Source organism: Roseburia sp. CLA-AA-H209, assembly GCF_020687575.1.
GTDB classification, from domain to species: domain Bacteria; phylum Bacillota; class Clostridia; order Lachnospirales; family Lachnospiraceae; genus Roseburia_C; species Roseburia_C amylophila.
The window spans coordinates 39,132-57,266 of record NZ_JAJEQU010000016.1 but is presented as its reverse complement, the minus strand read 5'-3'; the positions used below and the strand labels follow the sequence as shown (position 1 = coordinate 57,266).

Annotated in this window: 25 protein-coding genes; 2 read left to right on the top strand and 23 right to left on the bottom strand. The window is 34.5% G+C overall.

All coding sequences use genetic code 11. The features are described 5' to 3' along the window. Positions 1 to 317: 317 nt before the first annotated feature. The 4 genes from LKD41_RS12960 to LKD41_RS12945 all read right to left on the bottom strand — a co-directional run bounded on the left by LKD41_RS12960 (position 318) and on the right by LKD41_RS12945 (position 2,516). Positions 318 to 704: a hypothetical protein gene (locus LKD41_RS12960; RefSeq protein ID WP_006859322.1), complete on the bottom strand. Its 387-nt coding sequence runs from the start codon at positions 702 to 704 to the stop codon at positions 318 to 320. Positions 705 to 712: 8 nt separating this feature from the next. Continuing rightward, positions 713 to 1,135, bottom strand: a complete 423-nt coding sequence (locus tag LKD41_RS12955) for a hypothetical protein (protein ID WP_006859323.1) — start codon at positions 1,133 to 1,135, stop codon at positions 713 to 715. A gap of 651 nt (positions 1,136 to 1,786) precedes the next feature. Next, the gene (locus tag LKD41_RS12950) at positions 1,787 to 2,110 is read right to left on the bottom strand and encodes a helix-turn-helix domain-containing protein (RefSeq protein ID WP_006859334.1); all 324 of its coding nucleotides are present in this window, start codon (positions 2,108 to 2,110) and stop codon (positions 1,787 to 1,789) included. Between the two features lie 193 nt (positions 2,111 to 2,303). Then, the gene (locus LKD41_RS12945) at positions 2,304 to 2,516 is read right to left on the bottom strand and encodes a helix-turn-helix domain-containing protein (RefSeq protein WP_014081251.1); all 213 of its coding nucleotides are present in this window, start codon (positions 2,514 to 2,516) and stop codon (positions 2,304 to 2,306) included. Between the two features lie 248 nt (positions 2,517 to 2,764). Between LKD41_RS12945 and LKD41_RS12940 the strand changes: the two genes are divergently transcribed. Then, positions 2,765 to 2,998, top strand: coding sequence for a hypothetical protein (locus LKD41_RS12940; protein WP_044999568.1), 234 nt, complete (start codon positions 2,765 to 2,767; stop codon positions 2,996 to 2,998). 24 nt (positions 2,999 to 3,022) lie between these two features. Here LKD41_RS12940 and LKD41_RS12935 read toward each other — a convergent pair whose 3' ends face one another. The 14 genes from LKD41_RS12935 to LKD41_RS12870 form a co-directional block, all read right to left on the bottom strand. Further along, a complete protein-coding gene (locus LKD41_RS12935; RefSeq protein WP_006859583.1) occupies positions 3,023 to 3,367 on the bottom strand; it encodes a helix-turn-helix domain-containing protein in 345 nt (114 codons plus the stop codon). Positions 3,368 to 3,471: 104 nt separating this feature from the next. Further along, the gene (locus LKD41_RS12930) at positions 3,472 to 3,669 is read right to left on the bottom strand and encodes a hypothetical protein (RefSeq protein ID WP_226947687.1); all 198 of its coding nucleotides are present in this window, start codon (positions 3,667 to 3,669) and stop codon (positions 3,472 to 3,474) included. A 19-nt stretch (positions 3,670 to 3,688) separates the two neighbouring features. Beyond that, on the bottom strand, positions 3,689 to 4,621 hold the full coding sequence (locus tag LKD41_RS12925; RefSeq protein WP_006859581.1) for a hypothetical protein: 933 nt from the start codon (positions 4,619 to 4,621) through the stop codon (positions 3,689 to 3,691). 88 nt (positions 4,622 to 4,709) lie between these two features. Then, positions 4,710 to 6,155 (bottom strand): hypothetical protein, encoded by a 1,446-nt coding sequence (locus LKD41_RS12920; protein ID WP_006859580.1) that lies wholly within the window; start codon positions 6,153 to 6,155, stop codon positions 4,710 to 4,712. Positions 6,156 to 6,218: 63 nt separating this feature from the next. Next, complete coding sequence (locus tag LKD41_RS12915; protein WP_006859579.1) at positions 6,219 to 6,359, bottom strand: cyclic lactone autoinducer peptide; 141 nt, start codon at positions 6,357 to 6,359, stop codon at positions 6,219 to 6,221. Then, entirely contained in the window at positions 6,346 to 6,939 is a 594-nt protein-coding gene (locus tag LKD41_RS12910; RefSeq protein WP_117996888.1) for an accessory gene regulator B family protein, read from the bottom strand. The genes LKD41_RS12915 and LKD41_RS12910 overlap by 14 nt, the downstream gene beginning before the upstream one ends. A gap of 135 nt (positions 6,940 to 7,074) precedes the next feature. Next, positions 7,075 to 8,379, bottom strand: coding sequence for a sensor histidine kinase (locus LKD41_RS12905; RefSeq protein WP_195288133.1), 1,305 nt, complete (start codon positions 8,377 to 8,379; stop codon positions 7,075 to 7,077). Next, positions 8,380 to 9,105 (bottom strand): LytTR family DNA-binding domain-containing protein, encoded by a 726-nt coding sequence (locus LKD41_RS12900; protein ID WP_330419461.1) that lies wholly within the window; start codon positions 9,103 to 9,105, stop codon positions 8,380 to 8,382. A gap of 189 nt (positions 9,106 to 9,294) precedes the next feature. Then, on the bottom strand, positions 9,295 to 9,879 hold the full coding sequence (locus LKD41_RS12895) for an accessory gene regulator B family protein (RefSeq protein ID WP_117686863.1): 585 nt from the start codon (positions 9,877 to 9,879) through the stop codon (positions 9,295 to 9,297). Between the two features lie 14 nt (positions 9,880 to 9,893). Next, complete coding sequence (locus LKD41_RS12890; protein ID WP_005602854.1) at positions 9,894 to 10,058, bottom strand: cyclic lactone autoinducer peptide; 165 nt, start codon at positions 10,056 to 10,058, stop codon at positions 9,894 to 9,896. 103 nt (positions 10,059 to 10,161) lie between these two features. Continuing rightward, positions 10,162 to 11,448, bottom strand: coding sequence for a sensor histidine kinase (locus tag LKD41_RS12885; RefSeq protein WP_227701400.1), 1,287 nt, complete (start codon positions 11,446 to 11,448; stop codon positions 10,162 to 10,164). 2 nt (positions 11,449 to 11,450) lie between these two features. Continuing rightward, the gene (locus tag LKD41_RS12880) at positions 11,451 to 12,158 is read right to left on the bottom strand and encodes a LytR/AlgR family response regulator transcription factor (protein WP_015567858.1); all 708 of its coding nucleotides are present in this window, start codon (positions 12,156 to 12,158) and stop codon (positions 11,451 to 11,453) included. A 44-nt stretch (positions 12,159 to 12,202) separates the two neighbouring features. After that, the gene (locus tag LKD41_RS12875) at positions 12,203 to 12,535 is read right to left on the bottom strand and encodes a helix-turn-helix domain-containing protein (RefSeq protein WP_227701399.1); all 333 of its coding nucleotides are present in this window, start codon (positions 12,533 to 12,535) and stop codon (positions 12,203 to 12,205) included. A 307-nt stretch (positions 12,536 to 12,842) separates the two neighbouring features. Continuing rightward, positions 12,843 to 13,145 (bottom strand): MmcQ/YjbR family DNA-binding protein, encoded by a 303-nt coding sequence (locus LKD41_RS12870; RefSeq protein ID WP_227701398.1) that lies wholly within the window; start codon positions 13,143 to 13,145, stop codon positions 12,843 to 12,845. Positions 13,146 to 13,310: 165 nt separating this feature from the next. Between LKD41_RS12870 and LKD41_RS12865 the strand changes: the two genes are divergently transcribed. Next, on the top strand, positions 13,311 to 13,925 hold the full coding sequence (locus LKD41_RS12865; RefSeq protein ID WP_227701397.1) for a hypothetical protein: 615 nt from the start codon (positions 13,311 to 13,313) through the stop codon (positions 13,923 to 13,925). A 2-nt stretch (positions 13,926 to 13,927) separates the two neighbouring features. On the opposite strand, the gene LKD41_RS12860 is transcribed toward LKD41_RS12865, so the two are convergent. From LKD41_RS12860 to ccpM, 5 genes are all read right to left on the bottom strand, one after another. Beyond that, positions 13,928 to 14,431 (bottom strand): hypothetical protein, encoded by a 504-nt coding sequence (locus LKD41_RS12860; RefSeq protein ID WP_207734401.1) that lies wholly within the window; start codon positions 14,429 to 14,431, stop codon positions 13,928 to 13,930. A 58-nt stretch (positions 14,432 to 14,489) separates the two neighbouring features. Next, positions 14,490 to 15,077 carry a hypothetical protein gene (locus tag LKD41_RS12855; RefSeq protein WP_195287306.1) on the bottom strand — a complete coding sequence of 196 codons (588 nt, stop codon included), beginning with the start codon at positions 15,075 to 15,077 and terminating at the stop codon, positions 14,490 to 14,492. A 218-nt stretch (positions 15,078 to 15,295) separates the two neighbouring features. Next, positions 15,296 to 15,550 carry a hypothetical protein gene (locus LKD41_RS12850; RefSeq protein WP_195287307.1) on the bottom strand — a complete coding sequence of 85 codons (255 nt, stop codon included), beginning with the start codon at positions 15,548 to 15,550 and terminating at the stop codon, positions 15,296 to 15,298. An 11-nt stretch (positions 15,551 to 15,561) separates the two neighbouring features. After that, complete coding sequence (locus LKD41_RS12845) at positions 15,562 to 16,662, bottom strand: TIGR04066 family peptide maturation system protein (RefSeq protein ID WP_195287308.1); 1,101 nt, start codon at positions 16,660 to 16,662, stop codon at positions 15,562 to 15,564. Further along, positions 16,655 to 18,061, bottom strand: coding sequence for a Cys-rich peptide radical SAM maturase CcpM (gene ccpM, locus LKD41_RS12840; protein ID WP_195287309.1), 1,407 nt, complete (start codon positions 18,059 to 18,061; stop codon positions 16,655 to 16,657). The genes LKD41_RS12845 and ccpM overlap by 8 nt, the downstream gene beginning before the upstream one ends. Positions 18,062 to 18,135: the final 74 nt, after the last annotated feature.

Sequence of the window (18,135 nt, the reverse complement as noted above, 5' to 3'; positions counted from 1 at the left end):
ATTGTTCGCCCCTTCGCTCCATCCCCATTACAGAGACTTCTTCACTACTATGGGCTCGGCTGACTTCTCACAGTTCGTTGTTACTAGGCTAATGAAACCTCTGTGAGACCTCCACGCTTAAGGTGCACGCTCTTTCTCTCCATATATCCGCCGCATTTACTCTGCTTCTACAAACGTGGTAGTTATTAGACTTCACTGTTCTTTGCCAGCTTATCACTCGAAGCCTAGCCTTATATGCGATTTCTGTCCGTCGGACCAGAGATTCGCTTACAGCTTCCTTCAGATTCCACCTCACAGTAGACACCCTTGCTGTTCGGCTATACATTTCCCACTACCTGGGCATGTTCGGGACTTACACCCGTTAGAGCGCGCCCATGGCGCGCAAACAAAGAAATGAGAGCAGGTTCATAGCCCCTGCTCTCTGCATTAATACTGATTCCATGTTCCGCTGCAAGTGTCATTACAGCTTTAATCTCATTAAGTTCCATTGAAATGTCTACCACATCTCTTACTAGCACACATATAATGGCATCTCTTTCAATATAATATCTTAATCGTTCAACCGCTTTTTTATCTGTATTGAAAATTGTCTCAACAACTTCCATGCCGGACTTTTTTGCATATGCCTCGATACGGTCAGCTGTATCATTTGCATTATTCCTTGCAAATATCAGACACCGCTTTTTTTCTCTGGAATCCTGCATATTGCCTCCTATCTGCCGTTCCTGATGTTATGATAGAACTTTGATACCGTATCAAGCACCAGCCCTCTTATATCACTTTCCTGAACAGGCTCTTTGTACATCATCTCATAACACTCTTCAAGTTCTCCATTAATATCCTCCACATAGATATCATATTCGCTGAGTTTTCCAAGTGTATCAATAACGTTCTCATCTGTTGCACCAATCATATCCTTTGAAAGTGTTATGATTGTATTAACATCTTCTTCCATATTTAAACCGATAATGGCATATTTCATCGGAAATGAAACTCCTTCTGTAGAAGCAGGCTCTGAAAGCATAGCTACAATTTCATAGCCATTATCCTGACAATACTTTTCAAGCAACTTCGGCACAAAATGATCTGTAGCCTCTAATCCTGTTTTTGCATAATATATAATTGCTCTTTCCATCTTAAAATCTCCTTATAAATAATATTGATTTGATACTGTGCGCACTTTATCTCCTCACATAAGCTGACTTATCTGTACTCTCCACACCATCACACCTAAACATTTCTTTTCTGTCGGTGACCATAAATCAGTTTGTGTGGGAAGATAAAATACTATCTTCCCGGTTTCTTAACCATCCCCGTATCGGGTAACATATCCTTTGCCAGCCACAATCACTTCGTAGTTTCCTGCCCATCTGGACTTACGAAAGTAGCCACTCTCTGAAAATGCGTTTTGCTGAAATTCAGGTGCACTTATTATCTCATTACCTCCGGCTGCTAACCCGGTAGGCACAACCCTCTGCTCTTATCCTTAAAGGCTCCTGCTGTTACGTTTCTCATAATCGGCTACAGCTCTGAGGATAGTCATCGCACGAAATGGGATTCTGCCACCCTGTCATAGACAAGGCGATATAAGCTCGTGGGATATGCGTGTCCTATTCTGTTTTCAATATTCAACGGTTCTTTTCTCAGAACCTGAACAGAGTATAACTGACACCACGCATCTTCTACAGTAACCGACACTCTTTTGAACTAAGAGTAACACTCCCACCTGTTCCAAATCCTTATAAAAAAAGCCGGACTGCATCATCAAAAATGCAATCCGACTTTTTTATTCTGTCAGAAGTTTCATATTGTCAACGGCATTTAATACCATATTCCGGATAAACTGTACTTCCTTCTCCTTCAGACCAACCAGCAGATCATCGACTTCTGCCTTTCTTTCACACCCACACACAAGATAATCCAACGATATATGAAACAATTCAGCAATACTAATCAAAGTATCTATTTTTGCTCCATTTACACCAGCTTCAATTTTCCGCAGAGCATCCACTGACAATCCAATCTGCTCGGCAAGCTGCTGTCTTGTCATTCTTCTTGCCGCACGCAACTCTTTTATTCTTTCTCCACTATTAACAATATCGTAGTACACCTTCCACTCTTTTCCGGCACCTTATATATTTGCTTAAGCTGTATTCATTGTACCGTAAGCGAATCTTTTGTCAGAGTGACTAAACCAGCTATTTCAAGTGGAATATTGTACACCTTAATACCAAGAATATAAATATTCGCAGATTAAAAAAAGAGATATTTCCAAACTCTCATTACATTTTGGAAATATCTCTTTACTTAATATCCTCATCCGGCACAAACTCCATGATGTCCTCTATCTTACAATCAAGTATGGAACATAATCTGTTAAGGATTACCGTTTTTACGACCATATTCTTTCGCAATCGCTGTAACTGTGCTTTATCTATTCCATAATCTTTAATTAGTGCATACTGGCTAATATTTTTCTTCTTGAGTGTAATCCATAACCTGTCATATACTATCATTACAAAGACCTCCTCCTTGTATTCTACGCAAGAGTGTCCTATAATGATATGGTGCGTGTATGCACCATGCTGTATGTATATGATAGAATAGAAAATAGCCATAATCTGCATAGAAAACAGCTCTCAAGGTTATTATGTAATATAGAACGGATTATCTGTTTTACTTTTATGGTATTCAACCGGGACAATTCGAGCACCTGACAATTTGCTCGCAGATACCCTTTTCAGAAAGGATTCACAACAACACTATGAATGATAAAAACACATACTCTGTTGATAAATATTTGGAAATCATTGCCGAAAAAGAAGGAATCACAAAAGAAGAAGTCCAACAGGAAATTGGGCGGGCAGTTTCCATTGCTTTAAAAAGCCCTGATCCACAAATGCAACGCTTCTGGACAGACTTTCCATGTGATAATGAAACTCCCACCATTGAAGAAATCATATACCATCTCGCTGAAAAATTTGCAAAAGAGTCATAGACAAAGGACAGGATAACTACCCGTCTATTCACTCAGATAATCTTCCTGTCCTCTTAATATTTGTTCAATCATATGTAATGCAAATTCTATTTCTCTTTCGTCACACCGATTCATCATAAATGCAAAACGCTCAATGTGTTTTTCTGGGTGCTGCTGGCTCATCAGAACCGTAGGCGATGACTCCAATGCATGAACAATATTCAAATATGTATCAAGACTCATTGCCCTTCTGCCATTTTCAACACTTTTGATAGTATCCAATGATACATCCGCCCGTTCTGCAAGCTCTGCCTGCGTAATTCCAAGCCTTCTGCGTTCTTTTCTGATATTCTCTGCAATAATTTCGTATATGTGCTCTCTTTTCCCCATAGCCCCATCATCCTTTCTGACTTATCGCATTATATCAGAAACTATTATGGGTTTTGGTAAACTGTAATCCTTTGACATTTTCGTGTAATACTTTGCATATTCTGTCAAAATCCCTTTAATTTTATGCTATCAGGATGTTTATTATTTATCGCCAACGGAATACCTTTTTGCCAACAGTCCATTTCATACCCTTGCTGTTTTAATTTTTCCAAACACTCTCCCTTAACAATAATATATTCTGGTTTCGCTCTTCCAAAAAATCCTTGATCATACCTGTCAAAATCTTCCGGAACATACTTCATCTCATATTTATCCTCACCCTTAGGCGATAATACCATATGCCCAATACTTTCTTGACAATTCCTTATTAACGATATTGGATAAGAAATTAGGATTCTGTGCTTGAAATGCTTTCAAACTTTCAATAAAAGCAGACTTACTTTCTGTTTTCAAATCCGAAAAAATTGAATCTACTTTTTGATTTTTTACATTTTTTTCAATATACTCATCCGATTTAGCTTCATATTTCTCTACCATATGCGGATTTTTCGTTACAGCATTAGAATACCAATTTGTCAAGTATTTTAAAGTGTTAAGCTGTCTATCAGAATTACTACTTTCTCTACTGATCCTTTGATATTCATCATATGCACCTGAATCCATTGACCTCATCATATCAAGACCATCTGTAGTGTAAACAAGATTACTACCATGTCCTAAATAATTTCCTTTTTTTACCCCGTAATCCATATTTCCATCTGCATTCATCTTTCCGGCACTTGCCAGCTTTGCTATAGATTCCATTGCATCCAAAAAGGAACTTTTTTTATCTTCTGATATAAAATTATTTGCAGCATATTCCGCTTTTTTCATTCCTAATGATATATTAGCCTGACGCTCCTCCTCACTCACAGAGCTGCCATTTCCAATAAGAAAATTTTCGCGGATAATATCATATACAAATCCCTGTTCCTCTTTGCTACAATTTTCAAGAGAAGACGATATCGTCTTGTCAACATCATACATTCCTGAATATGCTGGTAAATCATCTGCACTTTTATCCACTTGAACAATATTCTGCTCAAATTCGTTTTTCTCTTTTAGCTGTATTGCTCTTTTACCTTTTGCACTTATTTCCAGAATAACCGCATCATCTTTTTCCTTAGAAATATCAATTTTCTCTTTTCCATTCCAGTGATTATTACCATACGGAGTGATCACGCTGTCCTGATAATGTTGGGTAGCTATCTTCATTTTAACCCTCCTGTATTTTGCATAATAGGTTGACACACCAAATCGTGTGACAACCTATTTTTATATTTTCTTAGTTACAATTTACACATTAAAACGGATGATACATAGTATATGCCAAATGGAAAATAGTCTCTGAAGCACTTATGCTACTATCATCACTTGGCGATACAGAAACTCCACATATATCAAAATAATGAGTGGATGTTGAACCATAATACGAATATACACCAATTCCAGGTGGTAAAGAAATATCAATTTCAAATTTACCACTTGAGTCTGTAGTACCTGTACCTCGCCTTATTGCATTCGCAGAGGTATTATTAGCCTCCCATGCCGGACTATAATATAATCCGTTAATCTGCTCTCCCCCAACTGCATACGTTACACCCGTCGAACTGTCTGTTGCTGTCAGCACTCCATAAACAGTTAATGTTCCAGATCCCTGCGTTCTGAAATGTGCTCCATATCCAGGATAATTAACAACCTTATTTAACCCTTCTGAACCTTTAAGATCAGTTATAACAATACCTGTAGCCTTCAAAATAGGAGTAATAGACAATTTATAATTCTGAATGTCCAAATCATCAAAATTCTCCATAGTTTTTGCATTGGAAACTCTAATATAATATTTTCCTGACGAAACAGAAATAGTGTTTCCGCTGCCTACTCGTTTCATTTGATACCCTTCTGATGCAACATTCTGATATACTTCTACAGAACAGGTATTTGTTGAAGCTGTAGTAGCAGAAATTTTTAATTTGTCATAAATTCTACTGCTTGGCACTGTAATTACATACCAATCATTATCAATCGGAGAACTTAAATTTCTTGATTCAATATAAGCCCCTCCTGCTCCATATGTAAATGCTAATGCCTGTCTTACAGACTCGTCAATCTCATAAGAATCACACGCTGTACTTACTGAATAATCCAATGTGAATGATTCACTTACACTTCCGCCCTCAGATGCTAATACATACAAATAATATGTTGCTGTATCACCTGATGTTATATAGCCTAACGCTTCCGGCAATGTACCTGCGGTGCCATTAATATAAGTATAATAATCTGAGCCCGTTAAAATATTGCCTTCTGCATCCAATAAATACAAATCGTAATCCAAATCTGCATTAGCAGGCGTTGTTAACTGTGCTTGCAAATATACCCCTGCTGGCAAATTAATATTATAAAGTTTTGCATCGCCCTTTGCTGTCAAATAGTCACTAACCGTACCGACTACAACCGCAGTATCAGCTTGTGTAGCCAAAATATCCTCTGCAATACTTTCATCTACTGTAATACTTTCTGACGATTTCGATAAGTCATTATTTTCGGTTGTTTCCAATTCTGAAATTTCTACAGGTTCCTGTTGCTGGATATCCACCGATTCATTTCCAACATTAGTATCTTCTGCTGCGACTAAAGAATCCTCTGTGATTTCTGCTGCTTTAACATCCATTCCATTAGCCAATGAAAATGTCATTGTTAATGCCAATGCTGTCGCAACCACTGTTGTTATAAATTTATTTTTCATATCAATTCCCTCCTTTCTAAGCTTATTTTGTACAACAATTTGAACATTATTTTCAATAACCTTTTACCTTTTTTTTATGTTCGGACGTTTCGGCTGATGCCATATTCCTAAACACGCAGGTGGAAATCCATCTATCCCATATACAGCTTCTTTTCTCATGACACGTTCTACAACCTTCAACACTTTCTTATTAACCTGCTTCATTCTCTCTCACCTCCTGTTTAAAAATTTTTGCTATACACAGCAAAGCTGCACATAATATAACAGCTATTGCCATATAACTAATGTAAACCATATCCGCATCTAACAGAACACATCCCAATATTATACACCCCTCAAGTAAAACAATAGTCCTTGCGGATTTTTTCGATTCCATCAATTCCTCTGATGTCATGTGCATATTAGGATGATTCACTGTACCAATCAATCCTATCCCCGTTATAGCAATTACCAATATTGCAAATAACCATTGCGGATGTTCTGACAGTCTTGCACTGATAATTACAATAACTAAATAAGAAACAACGGTTGCCAAATAACATTTATAAAACTTGTCCAAATGATATCCGCCAGTTCGCTTTCTTAATTCTAAGAAAAACACAAGAAAAAATATAGTTGGAAACAGTTTATGGAACGCCAAACTGATTACGATAATACTGCCAACCGTAATAAATTTCTCAATCCAACAGATAAAGACATAAATATATCTTTCTTCCATGTCTTTATCAATTAACCTTGCTTCTGTCATCTGACCAATTAAATCATCCGCTATTTTTTCAATCATAGTTATGCCTCCTGCCAAATTAAGTATAACTTTATCTGTTTACAAAACAATATCCATTGCAGAAAGTGACCTTTTTTTGCAGAAAATGACAAAAAAGTGATTTGCTGACAGCAAATCACTTTTTTAAGGTTCATCTTAGTTTGGCAATATAACTGAGAAGTAGAACTCATTATTATCATTTCGTATAGCATAAGAGCCTTGATATTTTGTTATAACCTCAATTATATTTTTTATTCCAATCCCATGCTCATCCATTTCATATTTCTTTGAGGTCTGTATTTCTCCATCTTTAATATTAAGTTTACCATCATATGTATTCTTTACAGATATAATAATGTTGTCTTTCTCTTTAACCAGTTTCATTTTCATAACTTTTTTGCCTGAGCACTTTTCACAAGCCTCTATTGCATTATTCAAAAGATTCGATAATATAACAACAATATCCTCATCACGCATTTTAATTCCTGATAGATCATTGATTTGAAAGATAAATACAATTCCTTTATCCAATGTTTCCTTATATTTGCTATTTAATATAGCATCAATAATCACATTATTTGTTTTAATATAATCTAATTCTGTACTTAAATTTCCGCTTATGCTTCTCACATAATCCTTTAGTTCATCATAATTTTCCATCTCTATCAAAGACTCAATGCACATAATCTGGTTCTTATATTCATGTGTTTTTTTCCGTTGTTTAACAAAATTTTCTGAAATAGAGCGGTACATGTCTGTCTGATTTCGTGCTTTCAGTTGAAATACTTCATTTTCACGAATCTTAATTTCACGCTTTAATATGTCATTTATCATACAGAACACAACTATATTCATTCCTGCCAAACACAATGCTATAACCAAGAATACATTTTCCTGCTTTTGATTCTCAATGCTTCCAGATGTTATGAACAATGCAATAACTGTGAAAATTGTAAAAAGTGGAAAAAAGATAAATCGAAGCCAATCTGTACTTCTTAAAACATCCGAGGACTCCCCTCCTATTTTCTTCCTGATAAGCAGAACAACTAGAAAAAGAATTATTTTTGCCAAAACTGTTATTAAACTTCCACCTACAAAATGTGACTCATTAATTTCTGCTACACTATGAAAGAGAGAGACATTTAGCCAAAGTGTAAAATAGTCTACAGAAAGCAGCAATGCTTGAAATAATAATGATACGATTATTGCTTTTTTTAAATGGATTTTAAAATAAAAGCTCATAAACAGCGCAATGACAACAATAGCTAACATCTGCTTTAGAACAAACTGATCATAAAATAACAAAGCTATTATATATCCACATATTACCGTTCCTAAAATAATACTACAGTTTCTCCAATTATTTTCGGATCTCTTTTCAGCAAAACTTTCAAAAAATATTTTACAACATATTATTTCCAATACCGTCAGCATTATACTTTGAATGTAATTAACCAACATCTATATTTCTCCTTTATACGAAACAAATGTTTCTTCAACAAATTTATACCGTGCTTTTGGAATTTCTAATTTAATACCATTGTTCAATAACGCCTCATACCGGCTGACTTTCTCAATATGTTTCATATTAACCAGATAACTTTGATGTATCCGGATAAAATCATTACCTTGCAACTCTTTTTCCAGCTCATCTAGTTTGCCATATATTGAATATTTTTTTAACTTGTCCTCCATAATGTAAAATTCAAGTTTATGCAATCTGCTCTCTATGTATAACAAACGCTCTAATGCTACAATCTTTGTACCCTCATTAAAGTTAAATTTCTTCTTTGGGGCTACATAATTCATATTCAAGCTGATTGCATCCATACACTCAAATATTAATTCTGGAAAATTTACATTATTTTTCAAAATATATCTTATAGCTCCTACGCTGTATCCTTGAGGGGCACATGTAATAAATGCTGTAACAAAAACTATAAAAACATCATTGCTGACTTTTCTTATTTTCTGCGCAGTTTCCATTCCATCCAGTTCATCCATATTTACATCCAGAAAAACAATATCATACTTTGCTAGATTGATACCTAAACTTATAAAATCCTTTCCTGATTCAAATTCATCAATTTCGTACAATATATCATTTTCATTCATATATTCTATTAAAATATCATGAATGCGTTTTCTAAATTGTCTTTCATCATCACATATAGCAATTCTGAACATATGCTCATCCCCTTCCACACACAAATTTGACATACTTCTTTCATTTGGTTGGATTATTTTTTGTATATTTTCCTATTTTTTATTATATTTCGGCATCTTTATCCAAAATTTTAACCACTACTCTATATTTGTAATATTGCATGTTCGTCTACAAAATTATATATCAATACCTATTTTTAATACATTTTGCTATTGCACATATCGTTTCACTGCAATCTTTCCCATAACCATAAATACTGCTACCAGGACTATACTTACATACCCGGCATAAAAATAATCTTGCAGATCCAGACAAAACAAAATGATAAGAACACATACCTGTAATGCCGTTATGCAATGTGTTACCCTTGCATAATACCTTCTTTCTTCCTCATCAAGCGGTTTATTGATACTTTCCACTGGGGCAAGGACAATAATAATTACCACTGCAAGAACTCCGATCAATAAAATCACGGCATTAGGAACATTTTTCATTACAGGCTCATATGTATAAACCGGAATAAATAAAATTGCCATTGATATCAAAAAACAGCCGATTCTACTCTTACAGTGGCTGCCCCCACTATAGCTTCTCAACGAGGCATAAAATAACAGGAAGACCAGAACAAGTCCCGGTCTCCCCGTCACAATGCCAAATATTCCAGAAGCCAAAAGGTTTCCTGCAACAACAATGCCATTTTCTATCCCATATCGGTACAGTTCTGCATCCTCTTTTTGCACAATCCCCTTTTGTATCAATATTTCATTTATCTTCTTTGCAAATTTAGCAATCATACCCTGTTACCACCTTAAAATTTTCTAAGTTTTTTCGCATTATCCGGTAACTTGTCCTGTCCGAAAATAAACCAGCAGCAACGGTTCATATTTGTTGCAGTTACCGTAAGGGCAAGTGCTGCCACGCTTGTTAATGCTCCATGACTGAGTCGGTTCATCAATCTTCTTAATTTTGACATATGTATATGTCCTCCTTTACATTTGATGAATGCACTATATCATACTTTATGGGAAAATCCGGCAAAGTGTAACAGATTGACATTTAAGTGTAACGCTTTGCATTTATTCCTTCACTTCAATTCCATAGAGCATTGCTGAAACCTCAAATATATCCCCTTTATCTGTAAAACTGACCGTTCCATTGTATTTTTCTACCACTTTACGAACACTCTGAACACCATGCCCATGTCGGATATTATCTTTCTTGGTTGTTTTCAGGCTTTTATTTTTCTTTCCTGTTTTGCTGTTTGTTATTACAAGAAGCAAAATCCCCGACTGGTACTTATTTTCAATCTTTACAAAACGCTGTCCCTCCGGCACCTTGCTACAGGCTTCTACCGCATTATCCACAAGATTTCCATACAATACACCTATATCCCCGTGATCAAGCTGCATCTGCTTTGGAATACGAATAGATGTTTCTACTTTTATTCCCCTTGCCTTTGCCCTGCCAAATTTAATACGGAGCACAGAATCTACGATTGGATTATCAGAATACTGCTTTTCATCTATCTGCTCAAATTCCTTGCACATTGCACCGATTTTCTCTGAAAGTTCCTGCCCATCACTATTTTCCACCAGATTATACAGTTCATGCAATTTATGTTTCATATCGTGCTTTAACTTCTGCACTTCCTTATTCTGTTTTTCTGCTTCTTCATAATAGATGTCTTTATAGTGCATTTCTTCCCTGTACATTGCATCCTCATACTGTTTTTGCACAAGATAATTAAAACGCTCCATCATATACAGCATAAAATAATCCGTCAGGACAAGGGAAATTACAATACTGGCACACATAAGCAGGCTTTTTTCACTGCCCGCCTCCAATGACAAAAGAATAATAAAGCAACAGTTCAACACCGTAAAGGTAAATACCATAACCAGCACACCCAAAATTTCTTTCGGAAAGGCAGCAATTTGCATCCCTTTCTTTGAAATCAATTTTGACAGAATATACATCACATTTCCACGAACAAAGCTGCATATTACCATTACAAAATAATATTTATAACTTTCTCCCATATGAAAATTCATCGCATGGAGTAACAGCAAAGCTACAGGTTCAAACAGCATTCCAATACCCATGAATGTCACAATATTTATAATTCTCGTCCACATTCCTGATTCATAATAAAATGATAACAGTATAAGCACAATCAAAAGAGTCGCAAGATTCAGATACGGATTTTTTATGTTGCTGACAAATGTCCATATAATTGCAGCAATGGTAAATCCAGCCAATATCCATACCTTTGATACTGGTTTCATTTTCTTATTGGAATGAAAATAATACATAAACACTGCCAGATCAAACAGGCTGATGGCAAAGCGTATCACATATTCCATCCTTAAACCATCCTCCTTACAAACTCCATATGTTTTTCTTTTAAATTCTGCTTATGGGAACGGGCAATCAGAAGTCTTTCTTCATTGTCCATCACTACTTCATCTCCCTCAATCGCCCTGATATGCCCAAGATTGATGATATATGATACATGAATATGGGCAAAGACCTTATCATCAAGCTGTTTCCATATTTCTTCAGTTGTCATATTTGCCTTGAAATTTTCTGAGATCGTATGTATCACTGCCTGACGACCTTTCTTCTCAAAATACACAATATCATCGCAGCTAATACGAAACTGATTTTTTCGGAACTGAAAGACAAAGTCACGCTTTATCATATGAAGATACTGCATGGCTTTTAAAAGGACGGACTCCAGCTTTTCCACTGTAATCGGTTTAGAAATATAGTCAAAGGTAATAACCTCAAAAACATCCATAACATACTGCGTATATCCAGTCAGGAATACAAACAATGCTTTGGCATCTATTTTCCGGATTTCTTTTGCAAGCTGCAAACCATTCATCTCCGGCATTTCAATGTCAAATATATACAGATGATACATTTCCCCATCATCTATAACATGCTTCAGCAACTCCTTCGCTGTAAAATACACTTCATAAGAAAACTGGTACTGCGCTAACTTATCAAAAGCACTTTCCAGCATTTCTACATCTGTTCTGCTGTCATCACAGACCGCAATATTAAGCATAACACTTCCTCCTTTTCGGGCTTGGAAGTAGGAAGCACTTCAATTTATCTAATCAACTTAGATAAATAAGCCAGCACACGGTCAAAGAACTCATTTCTCTGCTCCTTTGTGCTGTTTGCAACATAGTAATCCAGATTAAAATCTTTCATACTGCTCTCACCTGTTATCAGATATGTAGGATCAATTCCATATTTATGATAGAGTGTCAGCACTTTATCTACAGATATTCCCGTTATACCCGCCTCAAGCTTTCGATAATGTTCCACCGTAACACCCAATACATCCGCAATTTCTGACTTTTCGAGGTTCATATTCAGTCTTGCCTCTCTTAATCTCTTTCCTATCTGTATATTGGCATCTTTTCTTCCTGTATCCAAGATTTTGCACCTCTTTTCCATGTTAATCATATCAATGGGACTTTGATTCTCATAGTCCAGAAAACAACCCAACGCACATCATTTTATGCTCGTAAGTAGGTTAATTTGTGCTTTTATTAAAAAAACGAATGGCACATCTGATACCATTCGTCTTTATCTGCTTTATATTCTGTTGTAAATTCTATTTGCGGACGTTTTTTGGCTATTTATCATATCCATCACTGCATTTCTTTTACTCTGACATCCACAGTGTTTTTAAAATTTTCAATCTGATGTGAATACTGTTCATTCATAAGCGTGGAATGAATCATAAAATCCGCTGTTGCAGAAGAATTGTCATCCAATTGCTTTTATCCATGTAATATCCCGGCAGAAAGCCTTTCATGTGTGTCATAACACTTATCATATCCGGCTTACATTTTACAACCATAATATCAACCCTATCTTTTGTATCCAATCCGATTTTAAAGCCTTCCAAATTCATAAATACTGCGTACCATTTTCCATTGTCATTACGAAGTATTGCACTATCTGGTAAATCATTCCACAGATATTCTGGAATTGTTCCATATTGTTTTTTTACATATTGAAATATAGTGTCTCTGTACATACTGTGTATATCTCTGATCTTGTACTTTCATATTTATAAGTTTTGTACCAATAAAATTTCTGATAGTATATTCAATTTATAGAAAAAAGCGAAAATATTTAGTATAATGCTTCTTATAAAGAACTATATTTCATTTTGAATTATATATTTTCAAGGAGTATTTATATGAAAATAATAAAAATTTTGAATTATATATTTCCATTGATAATAGGCGCCTTATGCTCATATATGGGATCATTGACACATATTGGAAAAAATAATATATTGCAGATTATTATGATTTTTACATTAAGTGTCATTTTTTCTATTTTATTATTTTATGATGCAAAAACAGAACTTGATAAGTTGCAGAAATCTTATCACAATAATTATTCGAATATTATAACCAAGTTCCTAATTCTCAAAAATATTGTTATACAATTGTTTGCAATAATTATTGGAGCAGTTTGTTCATCTTTAGGAAATTGGGATAAAAATCAATCTGGTTTTTCTATTAAATCTAATATCCTTATCATTTTGGGAATTATTTATATATTGTTTGTTATATACAGTATATATAATGATGAAAAAATAGATAGCAATATTAAGAAATATGTTTCTAATATTGAAATGTTGAATGAGATATATGAGAATGTTCAAACAAGCATAGTCTGTATTAATCATGCAATTATAAAAGAAGCAGATAAAAGCCGAATAAAAAATCAGCCCCGAACTGTCATAGTTCAAAGACTGATTTTATTTAATGTTATTCATGCAAATGTGTATGTAGGGAATATTTAATTCTACTCTTCTAAAATATAAGTTATCGTCATTTTAGGTCGTGAATATTTTGTACCCCCGATAAATGCAGAACCAAGACTCGGAGATGCAATATTGGTTCCTGTCATATACACAGACCATGTTCCGGCAGCTTTTTCCGCAATAAATAAATTGGTAGTAGTCACATTACCTCTGCCCCAACCAACAGTATGAGTTTCTCCACTTGGGCTGGTAATGGTAAGGCTCTGCGCCAATATTGCTCCTTTTCCACCAATCACAGATGCATTGGAACAATCAATCTTAACTTCTTTTACAATCGCATTATCTGGCAGACCGTTATAATTAAAAGTGACCGTATTGGAATCCCCTGTAACTCCCGGCATCAATGCAATCGACATATCTTTATTTGCTGATTGCATTGCATCTTTTGTACCTGCTGCAAACACTGTTACCTGTGAAGCAAACAACATTGTGAATACCAAAGCAACCGCTATTATTCTCTTTACTTTCTTCATTGACTTTACCATAATCGTATTCCTCCTGTCTGTCAAATTCCCCTTATATACATTTGTTGAATTACATGTTTTATGCTTTCATATCGAAATTACTTTGCACCACAACACTTTCATTTGTGATTTCTACATTTGTTCCAGTGTTCAGCGCTTTTCTTGCATCATGATATGCCTCATAATATACTGATTTTAACGTTGAATGCACATCTGTCTCTGCTTTTGTCTCTTTCTCATGCCACCCTACTCCTTGTGTGTATGTAAGAACTTCTTCCCCTCCTTCATTATATATATGAATCGCAGAACCAGTTCCCTCTCCCTGATATTCAGCCTCATATGGTATCCCAAATAAAATACACATCCATCTTTTGTCTGCCTCCTGTATCTCTTTCATATCCCCCATATTTTCAGAACTCATTGATTGGTTGAACTTACCTATCAGTGCCGCCCGATTTGGTGCCACTTTAGTAACCTCTGCTTTCCGCAAGTTCATAAACTCATTTCCCATATATACATTGTTTTTCGCGTCCTTCTTAGCCAGTTCAACAATTTTCTCTTTCAACGAATCCGTTAATTGCCACTTGCTCTTTTCAGAAATTTTTTTAACACTACTGCCAGAACTGCCCGACACTTTTACCGTATTGATAGTATTTAATATATCCATCTCTATTACCTCGTATTATGTTTAAATTCATATCCTACACTCTGAGTTTGCATTACTGTATTATGTATAACAGCCATTTAATTTCTTCTTTCGTTATTCGATATAAATATGTTAAAATATGTCCATATCTACAAATATAAGTAAAATATTTAATATTTCAATTACCCTTGCAGAAAGTGAATTATTTTTTGGAGAAAGCAGCAAAATTTTCTTAACAGCTACATATGTTCTGTAACCAATTCTAATATTATCTTAGAAATATCATTATACGAATTAAACTTCCCATCTGCTATGTACTCATCAGGAATCCTTATACCAAATTCTTTCTCAATTCTTGTAAAAAAAACAAGCATTTGGTATGGCATCACATCAAATCTTTTAGACAACAGAGGATAGTCTTTCTCCTCTTCTGTCATATTGTCTATATTCACATTAAGCGTTGCCTTGATCATTTCTTTAATCTTTTTTTCCATTTTACCTCCAATTACAATGATTGAAACTCATCATACTCGCCTAATTTTTCAATCATGTTCTGGTATAGTTGTGACACAGTGCTGCAAGTATAAACGGGAATTTCGGTGTAATTTACATCCTTTACCCTTTTGTCTACTGTTAATTGTCCTAAATGTATATATTCTATTGGTGCCAATTTATCCAATGAATACGCATCTTGTTCCATATCACCTACATAAAAACTATCTACTTCTACATTAAACTTATACTTCATTACGTTACGTAATTCATCTAAGTAATTTTTACCTAAAGTATTGCCATAGAGTGACATAATAAAATAATCAGGATTTATTGCATTTAAAACCTCAAAGGAAGTTATTCCAAAATATCCTACCTGTTTTTTGCTATCTGGCATTATCCCCCCTGGAATACCTATTAAAATTACATCCGGCTTTTCCGACTGTTCTATCCATTTTAGATAATGATTATACATTAGAATTTTTTTCTTTTCTGATACTCCCTCATCATACATAAACGTCGGAAATTTCTGCCCATTATACAACAATGCCTCATTTCTACTGGATACCCATACAACCTTATACTTGTCTTTTTGTAGTGAAATAACTAAATCCATTTGCAATTCCATTTTATTAGTCTTTTCTCCCATACCAGCAACTGTTATTATAGGCGTACTAATATCATACAAAATTTCTTCTCCATCAAAAACAACATTTTCTATATCCTTAGAAAAAAATTGAACTTCAACTTTATTCTTTTCACATATAGTATCTATTTTGGTAATTATCTCATCAGATAGACTTTTAAAGATCCAAATTGTTTTATTCATCTGAGCCATTCTGTCTATAATTTGAACTATGTAATTTTCATCTATATTATGCTCTGGTTCAGCCAGTAGAAAAATATCAAATTCCTCTTCATTCAATTTCTCCGATATATCTTCTACGTGTATATTTCTTGAAGTCGTATCCGAAACATCAAATATATTTCTTCCCACATACCCCCACCCACGAATGCTAAATACCTTGCTTATTTCAAAGCCAACCATACTTTCTGAATTTTTTAACAAAGGATAAAAATTCTCATCATATGGAAATACTGCAATTCTATTCAAAACTACACCCCATTTCTCTCAATGTACAATATTCAATCATTCTTAACTCACAACCCTTTTTAATATCATTACATCGTGCCAGCCGTTTTTCTGGACATAATTTATCTCCATCATCTATACCAGATGCACACGAATTACAATATTCTATCGCCCAACAATTCTTACATTGTTCTGCTGTTAATGCCCCTACGTTTAATAAACTTTTAATTTTTTCTATATCAAATCCATCCTGTAAATTACCTATAACATAAGCGTTACAGGTTTCGCTTACTCTTTCACAAGGATAAAAAACTCCTTCAACTGTCACAAATAATCTTACTGCTCCAGCTATACATGGTCCTGATGGATGGCATGTCTTTCCTCTGCTATATGGTGCTTTTATTTTCTCATGTATTTCTTGTTTCAATGATCCCACTTGATTATCCACTATTTTAGATGTAAACTTTTTATCCAGTCTTCCAATATATTTTAAATAACATTTAAACAATTCATACCGATAATTTATGTCAAACATCTCACTATATTGAATTTCATGTTTATTGCCATTTTCATTTAGCGTTGTTGCGCCAACAACAGTATTTTTCATAAAATCATATGTAAAAAAATTACTACTGCATTTAAAATCATTTGTTGAATCTAAAACGGCATTAAAACTTATATTAGAAATATAATCCGGATATCGACCTATCATTTTCTCCAAATTTTTTATAATACACTGAAAAGTACCCGTCTTACTATCCGCAAATACTCTGCTTTGGTTATGTACTTCTTCCGGACCATCCAAACTAATTGTAAGATTAAAATTGTGCTCATACAAAAAATCTGCTATTTCATCCGTTAATAAAGTAGCATTTGAAGTCATATTAAACCTCAATTCTTTTCCCTCATATAGCTTTTCACTATATACAACAATTTTCTTAATAAGTTCCATCTCCAGCAATGGTTCTCCACCGTAAAAGCTAATTACACCTGCATCTTTATTGGTATTATGGGCAAAGTAAAAATCCACTGCCTGCTTTGCGATTTCAAAACTCATTCTTTTTTTCGTATGAGTTCGATTAACATATGAACCGGAATAAACACAATACTTACACCTTAAATTACAATTCTGTGTAACTTGTAAAATAAGTTGTCTTAAATTACCGTTCATATATTCGCCAACTGTATTTAATGCTGAATGTTCTACTATAATATTCTCATTATTAGCTTTCAAATACCCACGCTTTTTTAATCTCGCAATATCCATATCCTGATTCAGAATATCGTTTCCTGCAATTAAATCCTCTATTTTATGAGATACAGCCTCATTAATACGCACTATCGAATTACTATTTACGTCAAAAAAATAAAAATTATCTAATGTCCTGAACAATTTTATAAACGGAATTTTATCATTCATCTCAATCCAACTTTCTTTATAATATTAGGTGGACAATACATAGTACTGCCCACCCTCATATGCTGCGTTGACCT